Below are 1,286 nucleotides of genomic sequence, written 5' to 3'. Positions count from 1 at the left end.
GGGTTAGCGGCCAAAATGTGTGTACGGCTTGGGCGTGTCATCTGCGTCGTCCGCCCCATCCTTGTTGGATTCCGTTTCCTTCCTCGGCGCTGAAGGCTGTGTCATAGAGGGCTGGACCGATGGGTTCATCGACGCGACTGGGGTTCTTTCTTTGAGGTTGCCAGTGGCGGGGCTGTACCAGTTGCCAGGGGTCTTGAGGTTGCTCGGTGCGCAGGTAGAGGTACCAGTCGACGGCGCGGGCGGCGTGGTCCGGGGTGAGCCCGCGGTGGGTGCGGAGCAGGTCTTTGAGTCCGGCGTTGATCCCGCCCTCCAGCGGGCTGGTCGTCCGTGCGATGTTCTGGCCAGCGGTCGCGCTGGTGAGCCAGGTGAACATGTGCCCGGCTTTGACCGCCCCGGCCAGAGTTCCCCGTGCCCGGCGCAGACCCAGGTGGGTGTACCACCAGAGCTGGCCGGCCCCGATATGGGCGGGTCTGACGGTGTTCTTCTTTGCGTAGGTGCGGTGCTTGAGAAATGACTCCCAGCGGGCTTCCCAGGACGCGAACTCGCCCATCCACGATGCTGCCTCATCAAGGTCTGTCACGTGCGTCAGGGCCTTGGCCAGGGCCAGCAGTTCCTTGCCCGCTTCCAGTTTCGGACGCAGCGTCAGATGCGTGCGGATGTTCTGGCGGATATGAAACAGGCACCGCTGGACCTTCGTTTCCGGCCAGTGTTCCCGCAGGGCGCTCTCGAGGCCTTTGTGCCCGTCCACGACGGCCACGCCCGGTGCCGGGATCTGCTGCAGGAGCGCTGACCAGGAGGCGTGCTTTTCCCGGTCGCACCACTGCCACGCGATGACGTGGGAACCGCTGTAAGCCACCAGCACGCACCAGCCGTTGAAGTACGTGCCGTCGAGCATGAGCACCGGATGAATCTCCCCGGTCACCGGCGCCTGCGGGACCACATTCCAGCACCAGGCACTGCGGCGCCGGAAAGTCCGTTCGGAGCCCGCATACCCGCCCTGGCGCTGCTTTCCAATGAGCCAGGACAGGAACGCCGTGAACTCAGCCTTCCTCGTGACATCAACCCGGGCCTGAGTGCTCGAAGCACCACACGATTTACACCGCCACCTCGTCCGGCCCGAACTGGTGGTCCCGTTCTTCACAAGCTTCCGAGCACATACACCACACCTGGGTTGATTCGATGGAACCGTCACTCCACATGCTTTCAAAGCATGTGCAAACCCCTACAACCCCTGTGAACACTGACAACCAAGGCCATCGCGTACACACATTTTGGCCGCTAACCCC

Annotated in this window: 1 protein-coding gene; it reads right to left on the bottom strand. The window is 63.4% G+C overall.

Annotated elements, in window-relative coordinates; all coding sequences use genetic code 11:
* Positions 1 to 37 precede the first annotated feature (37 nt).
* Positions 38 to 1,192: an IS1249 family transposase gene (locus QRN11_RS21560; protein WP_285314446.1), complete on the bottom strand. Its 1,155-nt coding sequence runs from the start codon at positions 1,190 to 1,192 to the stop codon at positions 38 to 40.
* Positions 1,193 to 1,286 lie beyond the last annotated feature (94 nt).

This window comes from Pseudarthrobacter sp. fls2-241-R2A-168 (genome assembly GCF_030209335.1).
Taxonomy (GTDB): Bacteria; Actinomycetota; Actinomycetes; order Actinomycetales; family Micrococcaceae; genus Arthrobacter.
Note: the sequence above shows the minus strand (reverse complement) of the source record. Positions and strands in the feature narration are given on the sequence as shown.